The organism is Paenibacillus sp. FSL R5-0887 (genome assembly GCF_038002305.1).
Classification (GTDB): Bacteria; Bacillota; Bacilli; order Paenibacillales; family Paenibacillaceae; genus Paenibacillus_AQ; species Paenibacillus_AQ odorifer.
Genome location: NZ_JBBOCE010000002.1, coordinates 753,681 through 773,949, shown reverse-complemented (window position 1 = coordinate 773,949; position 20,269 = coordinate 753,681). Strand labels below are relative to the sequence as shown.

General features: G+C 41.5%; 23 protein-coding genes. 20 read left to right on the top strand and 3 right to left on the bottom strand.

The features are described from left to right. Nucleotides 1-8 precede the first annotated feature (8 nt). The 9 genes from MKY14_RS21325 to MKY14_RS21285 all read left to right on the top strand — a co-directional run bounded on the left by MKY14_RS21325 (nucleotide 9) and on the right by MKY14_RS21285 (nucleotide 5,690). Nucleotides 9-1,457, top strand: coding sequence for a hypothetical protein (locus MKY14_RS21325; RefSeq protein ID WP_340977262.1), 1,449 nt, complete (start codon nucleotides 9-11; stop codon nucleotides 1,455-1,457). A 421-nt stretch (nucleotides 1,458-1,878) separates the two neighbouring features. After that, nucleotides 1,879-2,166, top strand: a complete 288-nt coding sequence (locus MKY14_RS21320; protein WP_340977260.1) for a hemolysin XhlA family protein — start codon at nucleotides 1,879-1,881, stop codon at nucleotides 2,164-2,166. Further along, entirely contained in the window at nucleotides 2,167-3,084 is a 918-nt protein-coding gene (locus MKY14_RS21315; protein WP_340977259.1) for a peptidoglycan recognition protein family protein, read from the top strand. A gap of 13 nt (nucleotides 3,085-3,097) precedes the next feature. Next, entirely contained in the window at nucleotides 3,098-3,376 is a 279-nt protein-coding gene (locus MKY14_RS21310) for a holin (protein WP_340977256.1), read from the top strand. 127 nt (nucleotides 3,377-3,503) lie between these two features. Further along, nucleotides 3,504-4,055 carry a hypothetical protein gene (locus tag MKY14_RS21305; RefSeq protein ID WP_340977254.1) on the top strand — a complete coding sequence of 184 codons (552 nt, stop codon included), beginning with the start codon at nucleotides 3,504-3,506 and terminating at the stop codon, nucleotides 4,053-4,055. Further along, entirely contained in the window at nucleotides 4,055-4,288 is a 234-nt protein-coding gene (locus MKY14_RS21300) for a hypothetical protein (RefSeq protein WP_340977253.1), read from the top strand. Before MKY14_RS21305 ends, MKY14_RS21300 begins: the two co-directional genes overlap by 1 nt. Before the next feature lie 448 nt (nucleotides 4,289-4,736). Beyond that, nucleotides 4,737-4,943, top strand: a complete 207-nt coding sequence (locus MKY14_RS21295) for a transcriptional regulator (protein WP_340977252.1) — start codon at nucleotides 4,737-4,739, stop codon at nucleotides 4,941-4,943. 97 nt (nucleotides 4,944-5,040) lie between these two features. Beyond that, complete coding sequence (locus tag MKY14_RS21290) at nucleotides 5,041-5,340, top strand: hypothetical protein (RefSeq protein WP_340977250.1); 300 nt, start codon at nucleotides 5,041-5,043, stop codon at nucleotides 5,338-5,340. Between the two features lie 11 nt (nucleotides 5,341-5,351). After that, nucleotides 5,352-5,690, top strand: coding sequence for a YolD-like family protein (locus MKY14_RS21285; protein WP_340977248.1), 339 nt, complete (start codon nucleotides 5,352-5,354; stop codon nucleotides 5,688-5,690). Nucleotides 5,691-5,770: 80 nt separating this feature from the next. Here MKY14_RS21285 and MKY14_RS21280 read toward each other — a convergent pair whose 3' ends face one another. Both MKY14_RS21280 and MKY14_RS21275 read right to left on the bottom strand, forming a co-directional pair. Next, the gene (locus MKY14_RS21280) at nucleotides 5,771-6,151 is read right to left on the bottom strand and encodes a PH domain-containing protein (protein ID WP_076139041.1); all 381 of its coding nucleotides are present in this window, start codon (nucleotides 6,149-6,151) and stop codon (nucleotides 5,771-5,773) included. 84 nt (nucleotides 6,152-6,235) lie between these two features. Beyond that, nucleotides 6,236-6,442, bottom strand: a complete 207-nt coding sequence (locus MKY14_RS21275) for a hypothetical protein (protein WP_340977246.1) — start codon at nucleotides 6,440-6,442, stop codon at nucleotides 6,236-6,238. Nucleotides 6,443-6,726: 284 nt separating this feature from the next. Here MKY14_RS21275 and MKY14_RS21270 point away from each other — a divergent pair, with 284 nt between their 5' ends. The 10 genes from MKY14_RS21270 to MKY14_RS21225 are packed head-to-tail and all read left to right on the top strand — an operon-like array spanning nucleotide 6,727 to nucleotide 17,198. Further along, nucleotides 6,727-7,179: a hypothetical protein gene (locus tag MKY14_RS21270; RefSeq protein ID WP_340977245.1), complete on the top strand. Its 453-nt coding sequence runs from the start codon at nucleotides 6,727-6,729 to the stop codon at nucleotides 7,177-7,179. Nucleotides 7,180-7,191: 12 nt separating this feature from the next. Beyond that, nucleotides 7,192-8,241, top strand: a complete 1,050-nt coding sequence (locus tag MKY14_RS21265) for a hypothetical protein (protein ID WP_076128188.1) — start codon at nucleotides 7,192-7,194, stop codon at nucleotides 8,239-8,241. A gap of 11 nt (nucleotides 8,242-8,252) precedes the next feature. After that, the gene (locus MKY14_RS21260) at nucleotides 8,253-9,122 is read left to right on the top strand and encodes a hypothetical protein (RefSeq protein ID WP_340977242.1); all 870 of its coding nucleotides are present in this window, start codon (nucleotides 8,253-8,255) and stop codon (nucleotides 9,120-9,122) included. A 57-nt stretch (nucleotides 9,123-9,179) separates the two neighbouring features. Beyond that, nucleotides 9,180-9,389 carry a hypothetical protein gene (locus tag MKY14_RS21255; RefSeq protein WP_076128184.1) on the top strand — a complete coding sequence of 70 codons (210 nt, stop codon included), beginning with the start codon at nucleotides 9,180-9,182 and terminating at the stop codon, nucleotides 9,387-9,389. A 5-nt stretch (nucleotides 9,390-9,394) separates the two neighbouring features. Beyond that, nucleotides 9,395-9,538: a hypothetical protein gene (locus tag MKY14_RS21250; RefSeq protein ID WP_162636675.1), complete on the top strand. Its 144-nt coding sequence runs from the start codon at nucleotides 9,395-9,397 to the stop codon at nucleotides 9,536-9,538. Nucleotides 9,539-9,553: 15 nt separating this feature from the next. Beyond that, nucleotides 9,554-9,934: a hypothetical protein gene (locus MKY14_RS21245; RefSeq protein ID WP_036681716.1), complete on the top strand. Its 381-nt coding sequence runs from the start codon at nucleotides 9,554-9,556 to the stop codon at nucleotides 9,932-9,934. Between the two features lie 20 nt (nucleotides 9,935-9,954). After that, nucleotides 9,955-10,452: a hypothetical protein gene (locus MKY14_RS21240; RefSeq protein ID WP_076280073.1), complete on the top strand. Its 498-nt coding sequence runs from the start codon at nucleotides 9,955-9,957 to the stop codon at nucleotides 10,450-10,452. A 35-nt stretch (nucleotides 10,453-10,487) separates the two neighbouring features. Next, complete coding sequence (locus tag MKY14_RS21235; protein ID WP_340977240.1) at nucleotides 10,488-11,126, top strand: hypothetical protein; 639 nt, start codon at nucleotides 10,488-10,490, stop codon at nucleotides 11,124-11,126. 6 nt (nucleotides 11,127-11,132) lie between these two features. Continuing rightward, a complete protein-coding gene (locus tag MKY14_RS21230) occupies nucleotides 11,133-13,391 on the top strand; it encodes a PKD domain-containing protein (RefSeq protein WP_340977238.1) in 2,259 nt (752 codons plus the stop codon). Nucleotides 13,392-13,403: 12 nt separating this feature from the next. Further along, nucleotides 13,404-17,198 (top strand): glycoside hydrolase family 78 protein, encoded by a 3,795-nt coding sequence (locus MKY14_RS21225; RefSeq protein ID WP_340977236.1) that lies wholly within the window; start codon nucleotides 13,404-13,406, stop codon nucleotides 17,196-17,198. A gap of 87 nt (nucleotides 17,199-17,285) precedes the next feature. On the opposite strand, the gene MKY14_RS21220 is transcribed toward MKY14_RS21225, so the two are convergent. Beyond that, complete coding sequence (locus MKY14_RS21220; RefSeq protein WP_036681725.1) at nucleotides 17,286-17,918, bottom strand: hypothetical protein; 633 nt, start codon at nucleotides 17,916-17,918, stop codon at nucleotides 17,286-17,288. Between the two features lie 303 nt (nucleotides 17,919-18,221). Here MKY14_RS21220 and tkt point away from each other — a divergent pair, with 303 nt between their 5' ends. Beyond that, complete coding sequence (gene tkt, locus MKY14_RS21215) at nucleotides 18,222-20,264, top strand: transketolase (protein WP_076128175.1); 2,043 nt, start codon at nucleotides 18,222-18,224, stop codon at nucleotides 20,262-20,264. Nucleotides 20,265-20,269 lie beyond the last annotated feature (5 nt).

Below are 20,269 nucleotides of genomic sequence, written 5' to 3'. Positions count from 1 at the left end.
GGGAAGGTATGGCTTATAACCGGACTGTTTGGGAAAATCGCGAAGTAGAAAATCCGCGGACTTATGTAATTGAAACTAATTCAGACGGAACAGTTACCCTGGTCCCTGCAGAGGGAACTGTTATTGAGGCAGGGACGCCAATATCGGCGGACCCATTAAATAACGTTGAGGAGGGCATACTTGCCCTTGAAGCAGCCTTATCTGAGGTCAACGCTAATTATATTCGGCAGCCGGGTTATGCGCCAACCGGAGGAACTGGTGCGGCTTACAGTGCATCCTTGATCCCCGGCCCCACCGGCTATTATGAAGGCTTCGGCATCACGATTATTCCCCATGTAACGAATACCACCAATACCACCTCTCTGAATGTGAACGGTTTGGGTGCGGTAGCACTAAAAGATCAGCGCGGTAATGCTTACGCTGTGGGGAGACTACTGGCAGGCAAGCCTTATTCCTTCCGCAAGGTAGGATCGGATTTTTTAGCAGATAGCGCGGGGGGCAATGGTACTGCGCTGCCCGCGCATGTTCTAGCACCCTACAGTTTTACAAACGATAATGGGGAGTTTACGGGGATAATGCCACACATAACCAGCGCAGCAGATCCCGCCATAGGCGTGGGTCAATGGAGTAACGGTGACCTGGCCGTCTATCCGCGCGAAGGGTATCGCAAAGGCGGTGCCGGTGCCGGAGAGTTAAAAGTAACAACGGCTCAGCTTCAAGCTGCCGACCCTGAATTTAGACCGGACAGAATCCTTGAAGGTAATAACATTTATGGGGTGGCTGGCAGTATACCGAATAACTCAGTACGCAACCAACACATGCCTGGTACAGCTGTAACCGTCTGGTCAGGAGACAGGTTCTTTATTCGTCCGCCCGCAGGCTGGTACAACGGGGAATCATGGGTAACTTATCCAGTTCCTGGACTAACCTCTAATAACGTAAGATCAGGAGTTGACATAGGCGGTTTGGTTGGTAGTATGCGAGAATACTTCGGAGGATCTTTTGCAATCAGTGCGCGTTTTGGACTAGAGTCGTATCAGACTACAGAGCTGCTCAGAGTAAATGCAGGATTCACCAATATTTCTTTTGCGGGTATATTGCAGGTAATTATCTCCGCGCGTAACGGGGTATCACAAGGAGCCGGACTAGTTCTAATAGACATCCACGGTAATGAGCTATTCTTAACAGGGTATAAAGAATTAGATTCTGGAACTACCTATACAATGACTCACCACGGTATGTTTATTGATAGAGTGAACCGTCAGATAACTTCCGTGTACGGTGGAGGTAATAATGAATACGGTGGATGGTGGGGAACGACAGATATCGGAGTGAACGGAACCTTCTCAAAACCCTTCAATCTCGACAACCGTGTTATTCTGGCGTACAGAACATACTACACAATGGGCGGCGGTTACAATGATTGCTGGATACAAGGTAAGTTAGCTTACAACTAATTATAACTAAGGCGGTTAAAAGCGTCCTATAACTCTTTAATGTACGGAATCAGTGCGGTTAAGTATATGACTCCACAGTGAACAGCTCAAGTTATTGAAGCTCAGACAGCTATTATTTACGGCGGTACATTTTAAAGGAGTAGCACTATGGAAAATAAGATAAAGCTCATGCGGTGTATCAAAGCACAACTAATGGCAAAGGGAGCATTAGCGGTCGGGAAACTGTGTTACTGCGCTGACACCGAAGAACTATAATAAGTGTTTTTAACATATGAGTTACTTCACAAAGAATTGTTATCGCAAATATATTGATTGGGAACAGAACCATACTACGCAGCAATTTTGTGACAACACGCCACATAGTAATCGTTTTTATTTTGCCCTCGGATCCCCGGGGGCTATTTATATTGAGGGGGGAACGATGATGTCGGGAGGTGGCGGAGTTATGGGGACCGAGGATAAATTAGTAGAAATCCAAATTCAGTTGGCCAGAATTGAAAAAACGCTTGAGGTAGTACCGACATTGGCATCGACAATTGAAGCTACACGTGACTTAGCACGAGAGGCTATGCAATCTACTAAATCAGCACATCATAGGCTAGACAGGATTGAGGACGCACAGCGTTGGCTTTGGAGGACTGTTGGTGGGGCAATCATTACAGTGATTATAGGAGCCATTGTGGTGGCTATCAGAATGGGAGGGAACTAAGTGATTAAAGATAAATACCCGATTGAACGGCGTTATATCAATAAGCGTCAAAATGTACGACCCGGCACCCGTTTAACATCGGGAACGCCGGGTTTTTTAGTTGCTCATGATACAGGCAATCCAGGGGCAACGGCGGATAACCACTTTACTTATTTTCAAAATCTTAAAGACCGCTCAGCCTCGGCTCAGACATTCATTGACGATAAAAAGATATTAGAGATCATCCCAACAGGTACGGGGCCAGATCCAGCAGAAAAGGCTTGGCATGTCCTATATAGTGTTACAACTGACAATAAGCTTTATGGAGATGATGCTAATGATATCGCATTAGGTGTGGAGCTATGCTATGGAGGTAAGATAAACACCCTTGAGTCGTACAAGCGCTTAGTGTGGTATATGGCCTATTGCTGTGACAAGTGGGGACTTAACCCACTGACGCACATCCCAAGTCATAAGCAACTAGACCCTGCACGTAAAAGTGATATTGATCAGGCATTAGCTACAATTGGTAAAACACTTAAGAATCTCCTGTATGATGTGGTAGCTGAGGTGAAAGAGCAGCCAGTTGTAATCAATACACCTGCTGTTGTACAGTTACCGGCTAGTGTAGCTCAACGTCTAATTGATGATTATGTATCTCCTGCTTGGTTTGTAGCTCGACAAGCAGGTAATCAAGTAGAAACAACTCATTTGCACAACCTAGCTGATAACCTAAGATTGGCATCATGTAACCCGTTGCAACCTGGGTCAGCAGCACCTTTTAAACAGTTGTATAAAAGTAATGCTCAGGAGCTTATTTTTAGATGGCTCTCTCCAGGATGGTTCATTTCTCATCGTAAGGGAGACAAGTCTGGAATGGATTATTTTAAAAGTACGGCCGATCATCTGAGACGCGCTGCGGGGATGCCAACAGAATAAGGGGGAATTAGTTATGAATAATGAAGCACTGAATAATGTTCTAGCTTTTGCATCTGTTTTAGCAGCATTTGTGTTTGCTGGAGTACAATTTGTGAAGACTACTGTTAACGTACCTAAAAACATACTGCCCATGATTGGTTTAGTAATCGGCTTGTTGATTGGTGCAGCTGCTCAACCGTTTACTGAGTTGGAGCTTGTTCTTAGATTATGGGCAGGTGGGCTTGCAGGGCTATCGGCAACGGGTTTGTTTGAGTTGGCTTTTAGTAAACGGAGTGGGACTACAAAAGAGTAAAGCGATATGCCCGTTGGCTTTGGCTGGTGGGCTTTTTTCGTTTACAGAAATATATTGATTGCCCTACAATGATAATTAATGGAAGTGAATTACAACGGAAAAATCTTGAGTTAAAAAGGTGAGGATTATGAGCGATTTATTTATCAATTCTATGACTTCAGTTGTATCTGCTTTAGTTGGAGCACTTTTTGGTTACAGAGGAGCTATTAAAGGTTCTATTCTTCAGATCCAGCAATCCCAGCAAAAAGAAAAAGAAGAAAGAGAAGAGAGACAAAAAAATATGGTGAGGTCAATATTTCATCTCCTTAGTTTTGAAATTGAGCAGAATTTTAGCCACTTATCATTTACTTCGCTTATGAAGATTCTTGAATCCGAAGGCAGAGTTGACTATCTCTTAAATACAAAAGGAAAGATGAAGTTCGAAGAGTACAATTCTATAAAATACGAAATGATGAAGCAGATGGATGATGAATATGTTATGAGAACAATCACTACATATCATTTTTTTTACACTCTTAATAAGTGTGATAATATACTCAACTTGACTGAGTCTGAGTATGCACTTATAAAATATAAATGGACTGAAATATTTAAGGATATCTGTGAGTATAGAGGCATCAATATAAATGATGATAGACATTTATTTGAAGTTTTAATGAATGACAGAGGAAACGTTTAGTGAGTGCTACATACAAAGTTCTTGAGAGTGATGCGGAATTTCTGACAGCAGCACTGACACAGTCCAAAGTATCCGTCTGGTACCGAGAAACTCCAGATCCTATAGGCCACCTAATGGATTATGGTGGTCTTGTAGAGGGTTACACTCCGGATTCAATTAAGATTGCTGGTTCTCGGTTCGTTCGACTTCGATTTGAATTTAGAGCAGAGATAAGACCGCCCCGCCAACCTTAAATGGTCAGCGGGGAATTTTTTTGTGTTCCTAACGTTTAGCGCAGCGCAAGCACCAAGGAAATTGTGCTTATTGCTAGCGCAAGAACACTTATGATCATTGATACCGTTAGAGTTTTAGAGGTCTTCATAATCCCAACTCCTTTGTGATATACTATATTAAATAAGAAAGAAACAGCACCCCTTGAGGGAGGTCCGCCGAAGCGGACCCTTGAGTTAGCGTCTCAGGTTGATGATGAGGGTGACTATCGAGTTAATCAAGCTGATGATTGCAGTCATCAGTGTGATTTGCACAACTCGATTGTCTTTTGGCTGTTTCTTTCTTTTTTTCTTCATCTTGTTCACCTCCTTTATATTTCTATTATATACTGGTACCAGTATATAGTCAAGAGTTTTATATACTGGTAACAGTATATTTTTTGTGGTATCCTATAGCAAAGGGGGGATAACCATGGAACAGCAAGGTAAGGCATCAACACGCGCAAAAGATAAGTACAACGCCGCAAATTATGATCAAGTAAAGCTGTGGGTTAAAAAAGGCGACAGGGAAAGGATTGACGCTGTTGCTAAACAACTTGATAAGAGTCGCAACGCCTTCATTTTGGAAGCAATAGAAGAAAAGATAGCAAGAGAATGTAGAGAGCCGCTACAGGAGTAGTCCTGAATGGCTCTTTTTTGTCATAAAAAACCATTGATTAAAAATCCAATAAGCGCATATAATACAAACAAGTGTTCTTATTTTGGAGGCGTTATTTATGTTAAGTGATACACCGCGGAAGCTTTTACTGATCATTACTCATTACTCACGACATTTTGGTCGTCTCCCTTCATTGCCTGAGCTAGAACGATTAAGTGGACGAATGCCAGTTGATATACGAAATGGATTGAAAGAGTTGACAGAGGAAAACTACATCGAATGGAACCCAAATACGCCACCTGAAATGGCCTGCATTATATCTGGCTGGGAAAGAGATAATCCTTCCCACCGAGATCCTGAAGAAGCTCGGGAAGTTAAAAACATACCGAGTAGTGCGGACTACTGGTTGTATTATTAGGGAGGATATCTATGCAGAGAAAGAAACTTGAAGGTAACGGATTGTGGGAAAGCAGCAGGATGATTATGCCTGAGCATAAAAATAGGATGCTGGACGATGCATTAAATGAAGAGACTCGTAAAAAGCCTGATTTAGATCCCCAAGCATTAGCTGAAATCTCACAGGTATTAGCTCAATCGTTAGAGGATTGTAGTCCAATTACGCTCAGACTATTCGATCCCGTTGAGGATAAGGAGATACGTGGTATTGTGATGCGTGTAGATCAGCAATTGATGCAGATCAAGTTGAGAACAAGTGATGATGAATGGGAATGGAGCAATATGAAAGATGTTTTAGGAGCTACTACATAGCAGATTCCCAAGCCCTTGAGATTATGACATAGCCCTACTAACCTATATGGTCGGTAGGGCTTTTTTTGTTTTATAAGCTTTTACAGGTTTTCGCGATAACTAATATTATGAGCAGACTTCTCTTCACGAACTGCCTTACGAATTATATCTTTAACTTTATGAGCATCTTGAATGTCTTCAAATATAACTGAAGAATTAGAAATGTCATCGGAGAACACTGTAACTGACCCTACACCAATCAATTTGTCTTTGAGAGACTGTTTTACGGATAAATCCCGTACTCGAAGAAGCTCAACTTCCTCAATATTTTTTCCAATGAGACCAGACTCTATGATTATCCGTTGAGTCGTGATTTTATAGGTCGTATTGTTAAGAATACCGAGTTTTGCTTTTTCCTTTAATCGATCCGAGATACCAGCAGGTTTGCCTTCCCATAAAACTAATTCTTCGCTATTAGACATAAACTAATCCCCCTAAGGCTTTATAAAGATTAGTCTATCAAAACGAGGAAAAACTTACTATATTATTCTGTGAGTAAAGCCTCTTTATATCTCGACTTCTTCCCATCCTGGTGGTAATGGATCCTCAGGTACAGGTTGTAGATGTTCTGGGAGCACATTTATAAGTAAAGGCTCGCCAATATCGAGCAAGACAGTTTGTGTTCCTTTAGCTATAACAATACCGATTTTACCGATATGGAAACCGTCTATGATACGGACGCGAAGTCCAAACGTTAAATCTTCTGCTTTCACAATTATCAGCCTCCGGGCATATTTTTCATAACTCTTAAAAATAATTGAGCAAAGTGAACTAGAGCGGATAGAGCTTTGAAATCTTGTCATTAGCAAGATAGGCAAGGCTTTATTTATTTCCCCACATTTCCCCCACAACGATATTTTTTATTTCTATTCAAATCCGAGAAATCGAACATATATACGATAAAAATATGCTGAAAATACGATGAAAACTAATCATGAGATAAAAACGGGCAAATTATTGCACGACAGAGATGCGTTATAACGAGTGGGAATTTTATTTGTGGAGTGGGGAAAAAGGATACGACGGGATCACCGGAACCTTCCACACCGTGGATTCGGAGGACATTCCTTATCAAGGTGCGTTTGCTGTGTCGACAAGAATTGGCGGGAGTCTAAAGGGGCATTTGATTTCTGCGCTGAAATCATGCGAGCTGGTGTTTATTTTGGAGAGTGTCCCGAACGGGAAGAAGCGGCTGGCGCGAATATCAGAAATCTTTTACGAAGAGGATAGAAATTCAGTGTTTGCTAATGATCTTATGCGCTGGGAGCCGGAGGAAATGTGTTGGTCTTATAATGACAAGCTGACGAAAAATCTGATGCTGAAAATGACTAAGAAAAATGCGCAGGCTACGCGGATTCTCCAAAAAGAGCTGGGACGACTTGCTTCAACAAAACCAATGGATCAGCCGCTTAAAGAAAGCTTGAAATCTAAGATAGTACTTAATGAGTGAGGAGGTGCAGATATGGATTTACTATTTTATATTTTTCGTTTTGTTCTTCATTTATGGATTGTGTGGGGACTGTGGTTACTCACCAAACTGCTCATCGAAAGGCATTTACGGCAGGTAGTCCAGAAATTCGATTTTCGAATTAAACATAAGATGAGCATTTTTGGAAAAAGAGTTAGCTCGGTTAAAAAAAGGCTGTGGCTCTACCGCCATCTGGACAAGCTTCTGTATTTCGTACACCGGAAGTATGAACCGGGTATTAGCGTTATGCGTTTTGTTATGCGTACAGCCATTTTGTTTATTGCGGTTTTCTTATCAGGACTACTGACACTTAGTGAGCTCCCTGGAAGGTTGAGTTTTAACAATCCTTTTTTGGAGGGGATTACTTTTAATGAAGGACAGCCGATTCAGGGGGCGTGGAGATTTCCGCTTTTTATAGCTGTAATATCTGCGACGATTCCTTATTTTCGTATGAGATACATCTATGCACAGCGGAAGGTACATGGAAGCTACGATCTCCTCGATGTAGTCAAAATCTCCACCAAATTCACACATTTGTCGGTAGATTCGATTCTTGATCGTACAGCGGATTTTCTAACAGATAAAAATGTACTAAAGAGTCCTCTGAAGCTGCTTGGTGCCGCATTTTCTAATTACAGTAATGAGAAGGAGCTTGTTGAGGAGGCAGGGAGATTCTCCAGTGCGATTGGCACCACCTTCGCTTTAGAGTTTATATCAGATTTGCTCTATGCCGAGAAGGAGGGAACCCGTTATTTAAAAAGCTCGCTAATGCTGTTGAATCGTTCTATGGAGCAGCAGAGAGAGACGATTTTAACTGTAAAAGCAGGAAGCAGAGATGCGATCAGCCTTGGCTTATATGGGAATCTTCTGGTGCTGGTATCTACGGTTGGAACCTTTATGTATATGCTGAAGCCCGATGTCTATTTTCAACTGCAGTTCGAAACTACGGTAGGCCTTTCCTTTTTGATGGTGATCGTCTCCGGCCTTTTTATCTCTTTTGTGATCAGTACTATTCTTGCCAGGCCCAAACTGGACTACCACTAAGGTGATGAACTATGGATAGATTATTACTACTAATTACAGTGATCGGAATCGTGTATGTCGCATTACTTGTGTTTGTGAGCAGCAGCAGTAAGCAGGAACGATATCTTGTCCGACTGGGCATCCGGTGGAATTCGCTGGTTGAACACGTGCAGAGTGATAGATTTCAGCAATTGTTGAATGAATGCGGTTTATCAATTTCGGCTCGAAAAGTTACACTATTTCGTTATTCAGCGGCAATCATCTATTTATTTAGCCAAGTCGTCAGCGATTTCATCAGATCTGTTCCTTTTTCAATCTATGACCCTCTAATTGCTCTACTTATTCTCATAATCAGCAGTCCGATGCGTTATCTTCCGCTTGGTTGGGTGTTGGCGTGGCTTCACCAAAAGACGAATATTCAAAAAGATGGCGAGTTGATCTCCTTTATCCGTCTCTATGAGAATAATCGCCTACGTAAGCGCGGATATGTGCAGTTTGGTGCTTTTTGTGGGAGTACAGCGGGACATTTTCAATATATACGTCAGGACTTGTATGAGCTGTCAGAACGGGCAGTAGATGAGGGTGTGGAGGGGGCGATTGAATGGTTTTGTGCCAAATTTCCGGATAACCATCACTTTATTAATGACATCCGGTCCATTTTACTGGCGACAGAAGGCATGGATGATGACACGGAAGCTGCAAACTATTTGCGTGAACAAGGCAAGATTATCTCCAAAATCTCCAGCGATCAGTATTTGAAAAAATGGTCTTTCATCGGTGATCTATCGACGATTATTAATGTTATTCCATCGATTGCTACTTTTTTGATGATCGTTGCCATGGCGATGCAGTACATTTTGCTAATCAAAGGAAATTTTAATGGAGTCGGCATGTTCCAGTGAAAAATTGTATATTCAACCTTATTTTTAAAACCTAAAATAAAAAGGGAGAAATTAACAATGAAAAAAGACGCTATTTCTACAGGTTTGTTTATCGCTATCGGTTTTTTGTGTGTGGCCATCGTAATTGCCATTTTGATTCCTCTGGTGCGTGACGTGATTAATGCTGCCGATGATAATAGACCGACGATCCCGGGGGTATCTCTAACTCAACCGCTGGATTCCAGCCAGACTGCATTAACTATGTCCATGACTCACGTTTTGGTATAAGTCAGATGAAAAAAGACTCTATTTCCGTCGCTATGTTTTTGGCCATTGGCTTTGTAATTGCGGGGATGTTTGTCACGGTAGCTACGCATATGATCGGCAGCAGTCAGGACGATATCATCTCACATACTAAGCAAGTGGAACAGTATTAGAAGGAGGCGTGTCTAATGAAGGAGACCGTCCTCCGGGCATTGTTCATGTGGCTAGTCCTGTTTATTATCCTGCAGCCTATCTTCACCTACATAGATTATCTGCTAGATTTACAGGTCAAAGCTAATACGTCCTATATCACACAAAAAGCAGCAACAGAGGGGATGGTTACAGCTTCTATGCGGAATGAAGTAATTTCAAATCTGAAGGCGATTGGATTTTCTGAAGCTTCGATAGAAATTACTAGCAGTACAGACACCGTTCAAGAGCGAAAGCAACGAATTGATGTGTATGTAACCGCGCCGCGGATAAATCTGTTTCCTTATAATTTTTCTACGGTTTCGCAGCCGACTCGATATTATGGGCATGGATCAATTATGAGTGAGTATCTCGATTGACTAAGGGATGAGCGTAATTTATGGATTACATTATTAAGCTGGCATTTGTCCTACTGATCTTTATCTACTCCTGGTTCTTTCAGATCCAGAATCAGGAGTGGGACCAGCTGCGCAGCATGTTAAAAGACGCAAATAATATCGCTGTTCACGATGCCGCACAGGAATTAGATGAGACCGAATTGACTCGTGGTCGTCTGATTATAGATCCTACAGAAGCGTACGATACTTTTCAGCAAACCCTGCAGAACAATCTAGGCCTTGATAGCGGCCTTTTCCCCCAAGGGAGCAGTCGTTTTAAGACACAAGTAAAGATTGTGAAATTCGATATTATTGATGATTCCGATGGTGTGACGTTTCCACTTTTATACGAGGATAGCGAATATGGCATAACCAAATACATCGCAGGTCCTTCGGTTATTGCCGTCATAGAGACGGAACACCCGGTTCTGATCTCCAGATCCAAAACACAACAGCCCATCAGGGTGCCAGCAGTTCAGGAGTATAAGTTCAATAAGTAAGAAAAGCCAATTAAAGAAAAGGGAGAGATTCAGTGATGAAGAAGAACATTTTAAGAGCAGCTTTGACTACAACAATGTTACTTAGCATGGTATCGGGGCAAAACGTGATTACTAACGCAGCTGCGGTTACACCATCAGCTATAGCTACAGCAAAACCTGCTGCTACACCAGCACCCATTATGAGGGATAACTTAAGTAAATATGGTTTGAAAAAGGATTTAGAGTTGCCAGTTACGGTTACGGCGGGTGGGCTTAGTTATACGCTGGAGAAGTTTATGATTTATGATTTCAAGTCAAAAGATGCACAAAATTTAGTGAAACAATTTAAATATGACTCATTTGGAGTAATGGTTAGCAAACCTAAACATTTCATATGGACTAAGATTACGATTAAGAATAACAGCAATAAAATTGTTAAAAGATCCTTAAATGATCAAAAAGAAAAATGGATTTTAAGTTTACAAGGTAAGGGACAATTAGACCAAATTTGGCCAAAAGTAAATGTGGGGAAACTAAATAATAAAGAAGCGTTTTATTATTACACTCTTAAGCCAAGTGAGCAATTAACTACTTATCAAGCATATTTATATGATCAGGATTTCAACTATTTTGCCATCCGCTTGTTCCATGATGGCGGATTCGACGAAAAATTTATAGTTAATTCTCCGGAGTAAGTATAAATGAAAAAAATAATCATCTCATGTCTATGTTTTTTATTGCTCATTCAGTTTATGACAGCTATTTCAGTAAAAGCAGCCGAGACGAAATTGACCTCGGTTGCTGTCCCAATTACTACAGGTTTACAAGGATCAAACAATACTGCTAAAGACTTCTATTTGGAACTTCCTAGTGGAGTATCTAGTTCTTCAGTTAAGACAGGTACTTTAAAATATAGTGGATCTAACGAAAAAACTAGTCTCTCTCTTGAGAACGGGAAAATTAAAGTGACATTACAAGGGGTTGCAAATCAGAAATATATAAAAGAGGTTCAGGGATATAGAGCATCCTTTGAGTTGCTATATAGGACCGATATTTATAATTCAATATGGTTATACTCTGACGGAAGAAGATGGCAAATAAATCAGTATGATGAAAAAAAAGATAGTTTGGTGACAGATGATAAAGGTGCAACTGATAGTTATCCTTCTAAGAATCCACCAATAACGGTAGTAACTGCAGGACCTTATCAAGATAAAGATTACCTAAAATGGTATAACGGATCTAAAACTGAGGTTATCGATTCTCAAAATATCATTGAGTCTACTATAAAACCTCAAGTAGTTAAGAAATCTTCTTATGCTCAAGATCCAAAGTTTAAAAATGGAAGAATTATTTTGAACTATACGATTCCTACAGGAGTACCTTGGGATCCTGAAGATAATACGGGTTTAACTGGAAAAGCAGAGGGACGAAAGTATAAAGCATTCGCATCCTATTATTACACTGCAGATGCTAAAGTCACCACCTACAGCTACGGGGGAACAGTCAGCTTTGAATATGGTCTCCCAGATGAAGCTACACTCACAGGTTCTGCAATTCTAGAACAACCTAATCCAAACCCAATTAAGTTTGATAATAAGAATGTGCCAGTTAAAATCGCTTTGAAGGGTGAACTGCTATCCTATAAAGATATTTCGAATATTTCAGAATGGATTTTTTATGCCAAAGAGAAAGGTAATGAAGGCTCACTCCAGACAAAAAAGGTGTATACCAAAACTCTAACGGCAAACGAAACTTTCAAGTTCGAAATTCCGAAGGAGAAAGTGGCAGGTAAAAGTAACTACAGTCAAGAGTACGTACTAAGTATAGTAGTGAGATTTAAGAATGAAGTCGTGACCAAAAGAAGTAAGTTCGACTCGTTAAAAGAATCTTTTACAGTCAAAGCAGGAGTGTATACAACCTCAGATCCTCCGGGAGGAGGGTTTCCAGGTCCTACATCACCGTCAGAACTACCGAGAGAGTTAAAACCTCCAGTAGCTCTTATAAATGCACCGAAAACTGTAAAAGCAGGACAAGAGTTTGTAACCAGTGCAGCAGGGTCGTATGACCCCGATGGTTATATTACGGATTACTTTTGGGATACGCCTAATGCTAAGGGAGAATTGAGCACTTTGCCAAGGGGAACGCTTTGGTATGATAGAGACCATTTGGGGGAACAAACACTTGCTTTGACTGTAATGGACGACGACAAAATGACTGGAAGTACTAGTACTGAGGTTAATGTCATTGAGCCAAAACCAGATGCATCTATCAGGGTAGATGGTACATTAAAGCAAAATCGAAAGGTTATCATACAAAGTTACGTTAGTAGCCCGACCCACTACCCATTAGTAGATGCTAAGACTAAATTCACCATCACAGCCGTATCAGGTGGAACGAATTCTGATATTAAATATAGCGGATCGCTGAACGGAGTATATAGCAAAGATGTGCTATTCAAGAAGCCAGGGAAATATAAAGCAACCATTTATGTGGAGAATACATTAGGGCTAACTGCGAGAAACGAAACAACTTTTGATATAGCACTAGACCAGAAGCCTTTTGCATACTTTACGATGGCTGGAACAGCGTATCGCAATCCTTCAGATGGTAATCAAGCGACCCTATCAATAGATGATATGTCGTACTCACCAGACCAAGATATGGTGGCTCGAAGGCTTTGGGAATACCGCTACGATTCTGATAACAACGGAAATTTTTCAGGGCAACCATGGGTTATTTTTAATAATGAGAATTTAGATCGTTTGAATCTTAAGGTAAGGGAAGTTGGAAAATACGAAGTGCGACTGACTGTATTTGAAGAGTTTGGCCAGCCGACTATTGCTGAGTTTGTAACGCAAGATGATCGGCAATCCATAGATTCAGAAGCTACACAAAATGTGATCGAACGGATCTTCACGGTTAAAAATCAGGCACCTGATGTCGATTGGTCATGGTAGAGAGGATTAGAGATGCAGAAATTAAAAAAAACAATTTCAACGTTTATGGCCCTTGTATTACTACTTCTTTCATTCCCTGAATTTTATTCGGGGAGTGCAAAGGTAGAGGCGACAGGTGACCCAAATATCATCAATTTTATGGATATCCGTCTTGAAGGATTTAATAAAACAACTCCTTGGGAGCCGGCTATGGGGAATATAGGATCTTTAAGTTTGAATATGCCTGCTATGACCCTAACCAATATTACTTTTGATCTAACAACAAGAATACTGCGCTACGATTATGTACCTGATGCGCCTGTAGTTTTAACATCAGGGGATATTAATTGGTACTATGATACGCAGCGTACTAGATTTCTTAATATTTACAGTTATATGTACAGGACAGATGGAAGTGGTAATACTGATTATGCTACTGATGCCTCATGGAGAATTGAAGAAATGCCACCTGTGAAAAGTTCGGATAGTCTTCAGTTTAACCTTGATAGAAATACAACCGCTTTTTATGAAAGTTATGCTTATCCAGCGAAGTATGGCATTCCAAAAGCCCTTAAAGTCGCACTAAGAGCAAGTGATGCGCAACACCAACCTAACGAATGGATGAATGGTTGGCATAACAACGTATATTATGATTGGGATAACATACCTCTAGTAATAAATTCAGCACCTACGCTCACAGTGACTACACCAAGCGAGCAGCAGCTACTGAATGAGCCAGGATTCAGTGGTATGAATATCGAAGGATATGTTCGAGATGTGGACAATAATGATCTAGTCGTTAGTGCTGAAATTCCTAATGTGTTCTATAAACAAGTCAATGTCCAACAGGCACTGAATAATAAATGGTTTTCCATCCCAATAGATGTTTTGGCAGACGGAATTCCTCCCGGACGACACAATATCATTATCAAGGTTGTGGATCCCTATAATTATAAGGATGAGAAATCGTTGGTCGTTAATGTATCCTATAGGCTTAGGAATAAATCCTTTATATTGATTAACACTCCTATAGACTTATCAACCACATACAAGGACTATGAAGGAGATTCTAAATATCAAGAACGCTATAGATACGACCATAACCCGTATTTCTTCGATAATTCGATGGGTATCATTTCGGATAGTGGGTTATGGCGTTCAGAAAGGTATACCTCCTTTCCATATAGCGGACTCTATAACGCAACCTTTCAAGCACGAGATAATCCTAAAAACGATGACAGATTCGATGTCTATCGTTTATGGAGCCGAGATAATTTATCTTCAATGACCTATCATGTTCATCGAAAGCCAATTGCATTGTTTGCTGCCAAACTGGCGTGGGGATCTCTTCTGCTAACAGATAGTTCCTACGATTTGGACCACATCACGGCTGTTAATAAGGGACTTATAGCTTGGCAATGGCAGTATAAAAAAACTGATTCTGAAATATGGACAGATGGTCAACCGCCAGCTCAATTACCGAGTTCTGTACAATATGACATACGCCTTAGAGTACGTGATGTCGATGGCGAAAATGGGTTGGGGGTCTGGAGCGACTGGTGTGTAAGGACGGTGGGGGCTGCAGGTAATCTACCTCCCGTAGCGTTATTTAGTGTTGATCCTAATATTGTTTCCTATCGTAAAGCTACTACCATAACAGACAAATCGTTTGATCCGGATAATGATCCATTAGATGTGTATTACTGGACGGTTATCAAAGACGGTTGGAACAAAGTTTGGGAGCATTGGGGTGGAGCTACAACGCCACCTAATATCGCAGCTTTTGGGATCGGTAATTATCAAATTAGTTTACAAGTGCATGACAACCGAGGTTTATGGTCAGATTGGTATCGCCAAAATGTCCAAGTGATTAATCACCCACCCGCAGCAGCATTTAACATGCCAGCTGAAGTATATCGAGACACTGTAATTACAATGGATAATCTAACACCAGAGCCTGATGAAGATGGAGATTCGCTTGCTTATTTATGGTACGCCAAACTCAGCAATAGTCCTTATTATTATGCTGGCAGTAACCGCAACCAATCTTTGACGATACGAGATCTTATTGCTGGAAACGGAATTTCACCGCAGCAGGCTATATCAGAAGGATGGGAAATGCGCCTTAAGGCAACAGATGTACCTAATCCCTCAAGTATTGGAGCTTTAAGTTCCAATGCAACACGCGTATTTACTGTTAAAAATCATGTTCCAACAGCTGCTATTAATGGTCCATCGGCAGTATTCCAATATGATACCCGACAATATACATCTTTTGATGAGGATGGAGATCCCTCCGACATCGCTAGTCTGCAATACTTCTGGAAAGTAACGGATAGTGATGGCATTACGCAATGGCTTCGAACTCCTAGTATTGATGTTAATTTTCCTGAGTCCGGTATCTATACATTGGAACACTGGGTTATCGATCAGATCGGTGATAAGTCTAATATAGCTACGTTGAAGGTGAGTGTTACTAAAAATCTAGCGCCCTCAATGACATTGATAACCCCGGCGGGAACCGTAACCAATCCATCCGTTATAGATGCCGAAATACAAGGAGATCCATTAATTAAATGGAATTATACAGACCCAGAGAGTGATCCGCAGGAGAAGTACCGTTTAGAATTTTTTTCGAAAGACGGACTCTTAGTTAAGACAGTTGAAAACCTTGACACCACAGGTCAGCTGCGGCAGTATCAACTCCCTAACCATACATTTAATCGATTTGAATACTTCACCGTATATGGGCGGGCTTATTCCAAATTAAGCTGGTCAGAAATATCTAACGAAAAAACGTTTATCATCGACAATCCGCCGCAGCCCGGATTCACACTTATCACGGATACAGGCAGAGATGCTGCCAAAGAGCCGATTTATCGCACGGATCTTCTAAATATCAAGAGCAAAGCGACGGATCCAGACCTTCCAAAAGGAGATACGATCAGCCATAAGTATGATTTGAAATCATCTAACGGGACGGAAGGATTGGCTAGTACTCAAGCTGAATTTACGAAGAAATTCACCTCAAATGGCGTCTTTACCTTGAAACAAACCGTTACGGATTCTCTAGGACTGTATCGAGAGCTATCTCTGAGTATCACTGTAGCCAACCGTAAACCGACCGTAACGATAACGTACCCAACAAGTACTGACTCAAGTAAGCCCATGATCGCAAGTACGCTTACACCAATCATCAAGTGGGATTATCAAGATGAGGATGGAGATGAACAACAGCGGTATAAGGTACAAATTATCAACTTGGCGACAGGGATGGTTAAGGTTCAATCTGGCGAACAAAATTCAAGTGCCAAACAGTGGCAAGTGCCCGCGGGAATATTGGTTGAGAACGAAAAATATGCCGTGGAAGTGGAAGCTTTTGATGGTTATAACTGGAGTAATATCTCAGCGCGTAAATATTTCATGGTTAATCTACTGAGTATTAAAGGTGGGGTCCAGCACACAGAGGAATGGAATAACAACCGTAAAGGCTACAATTTGAACAAGAGCGGTAATGAGGAGAGTCCAAGAGGCTACAATGTGTTTTGGGCAGGTGAGCGATTTATTTTGCAAGGGATAGCAACCGGTCTACCTGATACTGTTGAGGTAACGATGACGGGAGGTTATTCTACGCAACTAAATCCAACGAACAGTGACAAAACCTTGTGGACAGGCGAATTATATGATCCAGCATTTGTGAAACTTCCCGATGGTCCAGTGACCTTTACCTTCACAGCTAAGAATGAGTACAATACCAAAATTGATACAGTTACTGTTGTGATTGCTGGCGATTGGTCTGAATATTTTCGGAACCATCGTGTGAAGTAATGATACATCTACGAATTTATCCTTTTTCCATCTAAAAAGGGCTACGCGGAAATACGATCCGCATAGCCCTTTTTTACGAGCAACAACTTATATAACTCCTTCAGTCCGTTCTTCATTCATTCTCATCATTCTTGTCGCAACGGAAGGGGTATGTAAAGGTATATTCGTCGAACGTGCAGAGGCTCTTTGAGCTCTACGCACATAATAGGATAACTTACCGCTGAATATTTTATGGGAACAGAGTGAAAGAGCGAAATCCTCCGGGGTAACAAAGCAGGAAGGCTTATTCACAGGCTGAACTGCGGTATTTTCAAATAAGGAAGCAACAAAATGAGAGCAGAAATAAGCGTTCTCTCGATCTATTTTAACATTTAGAAGTACGCCGATCAGGCCTAAAAGATGGTATTTATAACGTTCCTGATTTTTCATCATCCCTTGGACATGATTGTACATGGCATCGTATTCCGTGGCACTGACACGTAACTGATAAATAGAGCAATTTGCGCTGCTATAGAAAGGGTGAATGAAATTTTCTTGAATCAGACCCGCGACGAATGGATTGTGCATTTTTTTTCTTCCGAAGCTGTACACCTCACGTAGTTCACTATCAAAGGCGATCGAAGCATGGTTCAGATCAGCTTTTGTAAACCACTTAATGAAACCACTGAAGGCTGTACCTGTACCGGTAAGCACAATATAAACATCCTTTTTCGAAGTCATGTTCAGAATTCCTTTCCACTTGGAGATATTGGATAATGAATGAAAATTTTACTTGAGTAACTCCATCTTACTTTATATTCGAGCATTGTAAAACAAACTTTAGTCGCAATAGAAAACTAGACCATAGGCTAAGTAAAAACCCGTCTCATGACATAGTTACTTTTGCGTATATAAATGCGTAGATATTGCAAAACATAAGCTGTCAAACAAAGAGTTTTTAAAAACAATTGGAATTGCTTCCACACTAGTGATACAATAAGAGTCAAAATGACATTCTTGAGATTTCAGAGGAGGAACTATTAAATGAGTGAACAAGAACAAGCGATCCAGAAGGAAGAAAACTCAACAGTAGATAACCTGTCTATCACAACAATTCGTACTTTGGCTATTGATGCTATCGAAAAAGCGAATTCCGGCCATCCAGGTATGCCAATGGGTTCTGCACCAATGGGCTACCAACTGTTTGCAAAAACAATGAATCATAACCCTGATCATCCAACATGGGTAAACCGCGATCGTTTTGTATTGTCCGCTGGACATGGTTCCATGCTTCTGTACAGCTTGCTGCACCTTAGCGGCTATGATCTTCCTATGGAAGAATTGAAACAATTCCGTCAATGGGGTAGCTTGACTCCTGGTCACCCGGAAGTTGGTCACACAGCTGGTGTTGATGCAACTACAGGTCCGCTTGGACAAGGTATTGGTATGGCCGTTGGTATGGCTATGGCCGAAGCTCAATTGGGCGCAACCTACAACAAAGAAGGACATAACATAGTTGACCACTATACTTATGCTATTTGTGGTGATGGTGACCTTATGGAAGGGATCTCTTCTGAGTCCGCTTCTCTTGCTGGTCATTTGAAACTCGGAAAATTGGTTGTATTGTATGATTCAAATGATATTTCCCTTGATGGTAAATTGAATCTTTCTTTCTCCGAAAATGTAGCTCAACGTTTTGATGCTTATGGTTGGCAAGTTCTGCGCGTAGAAGACGGAAATGACCTTCCGGCTATTGAAAAAGCTATTGCTGAGGCGCAAGCTGAGACTAGCAAACCGACTTTGATCGAAGTAAAAACAGTTATTGGTTATGGTAGCCCTAACAAACAAGGTAAAGGCGGCCATGGCGGTACTCACGGTTCCCCACTTGGAGCAGAAGAAGCTAAGCTGACCAAAGATTTCTACAAATGGGTATACGAAGAAGATTTCTATGTGCCTGATGAAGTTCGTGCACATTTTGCAGAAGTGAAGAAAAACGGAATCGCAGCTAACAAAGCTTGGGACGACAAATTTGCGGCTTACAAAAAAGCATATCCAGAGCTAGCTGCACAATTCGAAACAGTAATCAATGGCGATCTTCCAGAAGGCTGGGATGCTAACCTTCCAACTTACACTACTGAAGATAAAGCAGTATCGACTCGTGTCGCTTCCGGTAGTGCGCTTAACGGTCTGACTGCTGGCGTTCCTCAGCTAGTGGGTGGTTCCGCTGACTTGGAAAGCTCCACTATGACGCATTTGAATGGTTTGACATCTTTCACACCAGAATCTTATGATGGCCGCAACATTTATTTCGGCGTACGTGAGTTTGGTATGGCTGCTGCAATGAACGGTATTGCTCTGCACACTGGTCTTAAAGTATTCGGAGGAACATTCTTCGTATTCACAGACTACCTGCGTCCAGCAATTCGTTTGGCTTCGATCATGAAATTGCCAGTAACCTATGTACTGACACATGACAGTATTGCAGTTGGTGAAGATGGTCCTACGCATGAACCAATCGAACAATTGGCTTCCTTGCGTATCATCCCAGGTCTGACTGTTATTCGTCCGGCTGATGCTAACGAAACCTCTGCAGCATGGGCTTATGCTATGGAAAACAAAGAGAATCCGGTTGCTTTGGTTCTGACTCGTCAAAACTTGCCAATTCTTGCTGGAACCGTAGATGGCGTTCGTGAAAACATCAAACGTGGTGGTTATGTTGTCTCTGATTCCAAAAATGGCACTCCACAAGCACAACTTATCGCAACTGGTTCTGAAGTACAGTTGGCAGTTAAAGCGCAAGCTGCTTTGGCAGAAGAAGGCATCGATGTTCGTGTAATCAGCTTGCCAAGCTGGGATCTGTTCGAAAAACAAGACAAAGAATATCGCGATTCCGTAATTCTTCCAGGAGTCAAAGCTCGTCTTGCTATCGAAATGGCACAAACCTTCGGCTGGGAACGTTACACTGGTGACCAAGGCGATATCCTAGGCATCACTACTTTCGGAGCTTCCGCCCCTGGCGATAGAGTTATGAAAGAATACGGCTTTACTGTAGAGAACGTAGTTAGCCGTGTGAAAGCACTTCTGTAATTAAC

Coding starts and splice junctions, on each gene's coding strand:
- MKY14_RS21325 (WP_340977262.1), top strand. CDS start 9: ATGGCTTATAACCGGACTGTTTGGGAAAATCGCGAAGTAGAAAATCCG.
- MKY14_RS21320 (WP_340977260.1), top strand. CDS start 1,879: ATGATGTCGGGAGGTGGCGGAGTTATGGGGACCGAGGATAAATTAGTA.
- MKY14_RS21310 (WP_340977256.1), top strand. CDS start 3,098: ATGAATAATGAAGCACTGAATAATGTTCTAGCTTTTGCATCTGTTTTA.
- MKY14_RS21305 (WP_340977254.1), top strand. CDS start 3,504: ATGAGCGATTTATTTATCAATTCTATGACTTCAGTTGTATCTGCTTTA.
- MKY14_RS21295 (WP_340977252.1), top strand. CDS start 4,737: ATGGAACAGCAAGGTAAGGCATCAACACGCGCAAAAGATAAGTACAAC.
- MKY14_RS21290 (WP_340977250.1), top strand. CDS start 5,041: ATGTTAAGTGATACACCGCGGAAGCTTTTACTGATCATTACTCATTAC.
- MKY14_RS21285 (WP_340977248.1), top strand. CDS start 5,352: ATGCAGAGAAAGAAACTTGAAGGTAACGGATTGTGGGAAAGCAGCAGG.
- MKY14_RS21280 (WP_076139041.1), bottom strand. CDS start 6,151: ATGTCTAATAGCGAAGAATTAGTTTTATGGGAAGGCAAACCTGCTGGT.
- MKY14_RS21265 (WP_076128188.1), top strand. CDS start 7,192: ATGGATTTACTATTTTATATTTTTCGTTTTGTTCTTCATTTATGGATT.
- MKY14_RS21260 (WP_340977242.1), top strand. CDS start 8,253: ATGGATAGATTATTACTACTAATTACAGTGATCGGAATCGTGTATGTC.
- MKY14_RS21255 (WP_076128184.1), top strand. CDS start 9,180: ATGAAAAAAGACGCTATTTCTACAGGTTTGTTTATCGCTATCGGTTTT.
- MKY14_RS21250 (WP_162636675.1), top strand. CDS start 9,395: ATGAAAAAAGACTCTATTTCCGTCGCTATGTTTTTGGCCATTGGCTTT.
- MKY14_RS21245 (WP_036681716.1), top strand. CDS start 9,554: ATGAAGGAGACCGTCCTCCGGGCATTGTTCATGTGGCTAGTCCTGTTT.
- MKY14_RS21240 (WP_076280073.1), top strand. CDS start 9,955: ATGGATTACATTATTAAGCTGGCATTTGTCCTACTGATCTTTATCTAC.
- MKY14_RS21235 (WP_340977240.1), top strand. CDS start 10,488: ATGAAGAAGAACATTTTAAGAGCAGCTTTGACTACAACAATGTTACTT.
- MKY14_RS21230 (WP_340977238.1), top strand. CDS start 11,133: ATGAAAAAAATAATCATCTCATGTCTATGTTTTTTATTGCTCATTCAG.
- MKY14_RS21225 (WP_340977236.1), top strand. CDS start 13,404: ATGCAGAAATTAAAAAAAACAATTTCAACGTTTATGGCCCTTGTATTA.
- MKY14_RS21220 (WP_036681725.1), bottom strand. CDS start 17,918: ATGACTTCGAAAAAGGATGTTTATATTGTGCTTACCGGTACAGGTACA.
- tkt (WP_076128175.1), top strand. CDS start 18,222: ATGAGTGAACAAGAACAAGCGATCCAGAAGGAAGAAAACTCAACAGTA.